General features: G+C 43.6%; 6 protein-coding genes, 1 pseudogene and 1 riboswitch. All 7 genes and pseudogenes read right to left on the bottom strand.

Features of this window, described 5'->3' with window-relative positions:
- Nucleotides 1–52: 52 nt before the first annotated feature.
- Nucleotides 53–2,485 carry an ATP-dependent Clp protease ATP-binding subunit gene (locus tag HT678_RS10365; RefSeq protein WP_079252987.1) on the bottom strand — a complete coding sequence of 811 codons (2,433 nt, stop codon included), beginning with the start codon at nt 2,483–2,485 and terminating at the stop codon, nt 53–55.
- A 1-nt stretch (nt 2,486) separates the two neighbouring features.
- Nucleotides 2,487–2,945: a CtsR family transcriptional regulator gene (locus HT678_RS10360; RefSeq protein WP_050261787.1), complete on the bottom strand. Its 459-nt coding sequence runs from the start codon at nt 2,943–2,945 to the stop codon at nt 2,487–2,489.
- A gap of 120 nt (nt 2,946–3,065) precedes the next feature.
- Nucleotides 3,066–3,791 (bottom strand): ABC transporter ATP-binding protein, encoded by a 726-nt coding sequence (locus HT678_RS10355; protein WP_000136235.1) that lies wholly within the window; start codon nt 3,789–3,791, stop codon nt 3,066–3,068.
- Nucleotides 3,791–4,798, bottom strand: coding sequence for an ABC transporter substrate-binding protein (locus HT678_RS10350; protein ID WP_172924983.1), 1,008 nt, complete (start codon nt 4,796–4,798; stop codon nt 3,791–3,793). The genes HT678_RS10355 and HT678_RS10350 overlap by 1 nt, the downstream gene beginning before the upstream one ends.
- A 37-nt stretch (nt 4,799–4,835) precedes the next feature.
- Nucleotides 4,836–5,594, bottom strand: a complete 759-nt coding sequence (locus HT678_RS10345; protein ID WP_172924981.1) for an ABC transporter permease — start codon at nt 5,592–5,594, stop codon at nt 4,836–4,838.
- Complete coding sequence (locus tag HT678_RS10340) at nt 5,557–5,847, bottom strand: thiamine-binding protein (protein WP_016397311.1); 291 nt, start codon at nt 5,845–5,847, stop codon at nt 5,557–5,559. Before HT678_RS10340 ends, HT678_RS10345 begins: the two co-directional genes overlap by 38 nt.
- Nucleotides 5,848–5,917: 70 nt before the next feature.
- Nucleotides 5,918–6,020, bottom strand: a riboswitch (TPP riboswitch).
- 111 nt (nt 6,021–6,131) lie between these two features.
- Nucleotides 6,132–6,313 (bottom strand): annotated as a pseudogene (locus tag HT678_RS10335) (group II intron reverse transcriptase/maturase); the annotation flags it as partial.

Below are 6,313 nucleotides of genomic sequence, written 5' to 3'. Positions count from 1 at the left end.
TGAACTTGAAATTTGGCAAAAGAGAATCAAGATTACTCCTGATTCTCCATTTTTATGCAATATCAAATTTCAATTGGCCTGCTTTGACACCAATCTTAAGTGTGCTGCCTGCCACCAAATCTCCCTTAAGAAGAAGTTCTGCCAACTTGTCTTCCACTTCTGTTTGCAGGGTTCTGCGAAGTGGACGAGCTCCCATCTCTGGGTCATATCCTTGATTTGCCAACAATTTCAGTGCAGAAGCTTGTAATTTCAAGTCAATGCCTTTTTCAGCCAAACTTGCCACTAAAGGTTTGACCATAATCTTCACCACTTCCTGCATATGGTCACTAGACAGGCTATGGAAGACCACCTTTTCATCAATACGGTTGATAAACTCAGGTCTATAAGCCTTTTTCAGCTCTTCAAACATGCGTTTTTCCATATTTTCCTGGTCAAAACGAATATCCTTAGCTCCAAAACCGACGGTCTTGTCATCCCGAAGGGCTGTCGCACCAAGGTTTGACGTCATGATGATAATGGTATTTGAAAAGTCAACCTTGCGGCCCTTGCTATCGGTCAAGACACCATCATCCAAGACCTGCAAGAGCACATTAAAGATATCTGGGTGGGCCTTCTCTACCTCGTCAAAAAGGAGAACGGAATATGGTTTGTTGCGAACCTTCTCGGTCAACTCCCCACCTTCTTCATAACCCACATAACCCGGAGGAGCTCCATTGAGACGGCTGGCTGCAAATTTCTCCATATACTCACTCATATCAAAGCGGATAAGGGCTGATTCGTCATCAAAGAGAACTTCTGCCAAAGCCTTGGCCAATTCGGTCTTCCCGACACCTGTGGGTCCTAGGAACATAAAAGAACCAATCGGACGCTTGTGACTGCGAATCCCTGACTGATTGCGGCGAATAGCACGGCTAACGCTTGAAACTGCTTGATCTTGACCGATGACACGCTTGTGTAGTTCAGCTTCCAAGTTCAGGTATTTCTTAGCGTCAGTCTGAGTCAGTTTTTGGACTGGGATACCTGACAATCGACTCAAGGTAGTCAAAATATCAGACTCTGTTACCAAGTCTTTATAGACAGGCACTTGCTCTTCTTTTGCGATTAGCTGAGCTGCCTGTTTCCACTTGCCATCCATCAAGGCCTTGTCAGCTGGACTCAAGCCTGAATCGTCTACTTTTACATGCTTAGCCTTATTTTGCACTGTTGCTGCTGCTTCATCTAAGAGGTCTATAGCAGAGTCTGGCAAATGGCGACTAGTCAAGTAACGATGGGCCATCTTAACGGCTGTTTCGACCGCTTCATCTGTGATTTGCACACGGTGATGTTTCTCATAAGTCGCCTTCAAGCCTTGCAAAATGGCCATGCTGTCTGCCACACTTGGCTCTTCAATCGTCACTTTAGCGAATCGACGAGAAAGAGCCGCATCTTTTTCGATGTGTTTTTGGTATTCTTCCTGAGTGGTGGCACCAACCGTTCTCAAAGTTCCACGCGCTAAGGCTGGCTTCAAAATATTGGCCGCATCCAGAGTTGAGTCAATTCCACTCCCAGAACCCATGATAGTGTGGAGTTCATCGATAAAGAGGATGACTTGGCCATCTTCTTCAATATCCTTGATGATATTGTTCATGCGCTCTTCAAAGTCACCACGGAAGCGTGTCCCTGCAACGACATTCATCAAATCAAGCTCTAACACGCGCATCTTAGCCATTTCCACAGGCACATCCCCACTAGCAATACGCTGAGCAAGACCAAGCGCCAGAGCAGTTTTCCCGACACCAGCATCCCCAACCAAGACAGGATTATTCTTTGTCTTCCGACTCAAGATTTGAATCATACGCGAGATTTCCTTGTCCCGACCGATGACTGGTTCTAACTTGCCAGAACGAGCTTGCTCTGTCAAATCATGCGTATAATCCTCGAGACCACCACTCGGAGTCTGGGGCATACCCATCATATTAGCCATAGAATTTTGCTTGTCAGCTACTGTACGATGGCGTTGGCGTAGGGCCTTGAGGTCTTCACGAGTCCAGCCTGCCCGTTCTTCTAAATTTCGGCGAAGAGCAGCAATCTTGACCTGATCTTTCTTGTCTTCATAAGAAAAACCAGCCCTCTCCAAAATACGAGTCGCCAAGGCATTGCCATCATGCAAAATCGCATAGAGGACATGCTCTGTCCCTAATACCTTAGCATGGACCACTGACGCTACATACTCTGCTTCGTCAAAAAGAACCTGCAAACGACGGGAGAACGGCAACTCCGTAAAAGTTTCATACTGTCTATAGTCCGTTTCAGTCAGTTCCAAAGCCACCTCTTCTAAACGGTCCATCTCATATGGATAATCGTTTAAAGTCGCCCCTGCCACACTATAACTGTGATTGGACATGGCAATCAACAAGTGCCAAGACTCTAGGTAACCAGCTTCAAAATGGCCAGCCACCATGTAGGCACTCTCGATACATTCATTCAATGCTTTTGAATAGTTCATCTTACTTCCCTTTTCTATCTACCTCTTGTATAACCTGTCGTAGCATATTAGCTCGAAGGACTGGAGCTTCTTCTCCTAGGACGCGATCCAAAGCTACTGCCACAAGCAAATTCATCTCCTGCTTGGTCATCAATTCCTGCTCAACCAAAAGCTGTAGAATATCCTCATAAATTTCTTGACTGACCTGCTCACCAATTGAGTAAAGCAGCTCCCTGAGCATTTCATGATGACTAGAAAACTCAATCCGTCCTATACGAATATAGCCTCCGCCACCACGCTTACTTTCAACCAAGTAGCCTCTACTTTCGGTAAAGCGTGTCTTGATCACATAGTTAATCTGACTAGGGACAACCTGAAAGGTATCAGCCAACTGACTCCGTTGCAACTCCACAATACCAGATTGATCTAAAATCGCCTTGATGTAGGCCTCAATATGATCCGATGTATTTTTAAATCTCATTACAAACCCACCTCTCTTTGAACCTTGACTATCTTTGACTATTATACCGAAATTTTCTCATTTTTAAAAGAAAAAGGGCGCTGGTAAAGGATAATCTTCACCAACTCCCTATTTTTCTACTTATTCTAAGCCTAATTCTGCCAAGATTTGACGTTTGTAGGCAATCTTTTGGACTTCCTTGTCCTCATCTTCAGACCAGTCTAGTTTAATTTCTGAAACAATCTGCCCAGGGCGATTTTTCAAGATATAGATGCGGTCGCTGAGATTAAGAGCCTCCTCTATACTATGAGTAATAATCAATGTTGTCAGGTGCAACTGCTTGTGAATCTCAAGGTACCAAGCGTGTAGTTCCATCTTGGTCATCTCATCCAAGGCGCTAAAAGCCTCGTCTAAGAGAAAGAGCTTGTGCCCGAAAAGGTAAGTTCGAAGCAAGGCTACACGCTGGCGCATCCCGCCACTGAGTTCATGAGGGTATTTATCTCTTACAGCTGTCAACTGGAAGGTCGCAAGAATTTCATCCGCCCGGGCAATGGCTTCCGCCTTATCCACTTTTTGAATCAAGAGGGGCAGAATGATATTTCCAAGCACCGTCTTGTGCTCCAAGAGCAAGTCCTTTTGCAACATATAACTCACGCGCCCCTTGGGATTTTCTTCACCATCCAGGACAATTCTCCCAGACTGGACTTCTAAAATCCCAGCGATTAGATTAAAGAGAGTGGTCTTTCCAACACCGCTTGGACCTAGGATAGAAACCACTTCACCTGAAGTCACCTGCAGATTGATGTCCTCTAAAATCCTCTCCCGACCATAGGCATAACTGACGTGTTCTAGTCTTATTTCTGTCATTATTTCACAAATTCGTTGGTGAAGCCTTTATCTGTCAAATCTTCTTTAAGGATACCATTTTCTTTATCCCATTTGTAGAAGGCATTCCAGCGAGTTGCATCAAATTGACCCCATTTTTCCTTGTCGCTTGCGTATTCTTTTGACAAGTATTTTTGAGATTCGATGACAAAGTCACGTTTTTCCTGAAGTTCAGGTGCATTCTTGATGAGGATATCAGCCGCTTCTTCTGGATGCTCCATAGCATATTGGTAACCTTTTTTGATGGCTTGGATGACTTTACGAGCTTCTTCTTTGTTATCTTTCAGATAGTCGTTGTTTGCGATGATAACTGGTGAATAGTAGTCAAACTCCTTGACATAGTCTTTCAAATACATGAAGTTAGCATCTACACCTTGAGATTTAGCAAGTATACCATCCCAACCGTAGTAGATCCAAGCAGTGTCAAAGACACCATTGGCAATAGGTGTGATAGAGTTTGAGTCGTTATTTGGTACTTTTTCTACCTTCTCAAAGTCCCCACCTTGTGATTCTACCAATGTTTTCAACATAGCAAGTTCAGTTGGGTCATTCCAAGTCCCGTATTTCTTACCAACTAAGTCTTTTGGACTGCTTACATTGTCAAATTTACGTGAGATGATTCCTGATGTATTGTGTTCAACAATAGCTGCAACGGCAGTGATTCCTGCTCCTTTTTCCAATTTTTTAGCCATGTAGTCTTGGAAATACACTGCAAATGGTGCCTTACCATTGATAACCAAGTCAGATGAGCTTTCTTCTGGTGGCAATTTCAAATCAACATCCACTCCAGCTTCTTTGAAATAACCTTTTTCCTTGGCAACATATAGCCCTGTGTGGTTAGTATTTGGTGTCCAGTCTAGGATAAAGTCGATCTTCTTGAGTTCTGCCTCTTTGTTATCCTTAGAAGCAGTTCCTTGACCACAGGCCACAAGTACAACAGCTACAAGAGCTGTTAAAACAGTTAAAAACACTTTCCATGTTTTCTTCATTTTGATTTCCTCTTTTCTTTTTTGAAACATTCTAATTCTACGAACGTTTCCATTTAATAACATATTTTTCACTGACATCAACCAGCTTCATACCGAGAAGACTGATAATCGATACCAGAATAATAATAGCAAACATGGTATCATACTGAAACAGTTTCTTGGACTGAATCATGTAGACACCTAGTCCTTCAAAGCCTCCCAACCACTCAGATACCACTGTTGTGATAAAGGCGTAGGAGACACTGACCCTCAGACCTGCATAAAAGTAAGGCAGGCTGACTGGAATTTTAAAATGCCACAGGATTTGCCAAGGCTTGGCCCGCATCAGACTAAACAAGGTCAGCATATCCTTATCGCAATGCCTAAAACCGTCCAAAATGCTGACGATGATGGGAAAGGTTGTCGTTAAGATAATCAAGACAATCTTGGGCAAAATCCCATAACCTAGCCACAAGACCAGGATAGGAGCTATGGCAATGGTCGGAATGGTCTGAATGACCACCATCATAGGGTAAATCAGGTCATTGAGCCAAGTCAAACTATCCATGAGCACAGCCATAAGACAGGCAATCAAAACTCCCAAAATCAGCCCCAGTAAAGCCACTCTCAAGGTCGCCCAGCTATGGTGCCAGAGAAATTCTCTGTCACGAACAAAGGGCTGGAGAATTTCAAGAGGTGTCGGCAGGATAAACTTGGGGAGAAGTTTAAGAAAACCTGCTAACTGCCAGATTGACAAGACTCCCAGAAAACCCAATAGACTAATATGTCGTCTCAGTATACTTTTCAAGTTTCTCATCAATACTTAAAATCTCTCCTACATTTATTTTGACATTGGCAAAGACATTGTCTGCCTCCTGCCCTGCCACTTCCAGCGCTTCTTTTAGAATGCGCATAAGCTCATCAAACTCCCCTTCCAAGACCGTTTCAAATGGTGTCACTACCATCGTCACTTCTTGAGTTTGCAGATAAGCAATGACCTGATCAATAACAGCTATCCGATCAATCCCCTGTGCTAGGGGTAAAACTTGCAAGGCAATGCTTGCTTTCATAAGAACCTCCTCTTCTCGTTTTCCTTTTTAAAAAAAGAAAAACCTTTACCATACATGGAAAAGGTGCAAAATTAGACTAAGTATCGTTCCCTCCGCTGGCATTACCCAGATCAGGTGCGGTCGAAGTTTAACACTTCCTCTCAGACTGTACACAGACTCCCATATATTATATGTATATATGATAGCGCAAAATAAGAAAAATGTCAAGGAAATTGCTTAATCGAGTAGGGGATAATCTCTAGCCCCTCTCACACCACCGTACGTGCCGTTCGGCATACGGCGGTTCAACTAACTTTTAACGCATGTCGTTCAAGGTAATAATCCAAACACGAAACCAGTCCTCGTTTTTCAAGGACTGGTTTTGATATAGCACGTTTAAGTACCGACTTCTGAGCTACTAATTGATAATGGTCGCCCCAGCCAGATACCTTATCTGCTATCCATTTAGGAGATAGGCAGAGCCTCG

The sequence above is a fragment of the Streptococcus sp. 3167 genome, from assembly GCF_013277175.1.
In the GTDB taxonomy this organism is placed as follows: Bacteria; Bacillota; Bacilli; order Lactobacillales; family Streptococcaceae; genus Streptococcus; species Streptococcus pseudopneumoniae.
Note: the sequence above shows the minus strand (reverse complement) of the source record. Positions and strands in the feature narration are given on the sequence as shown.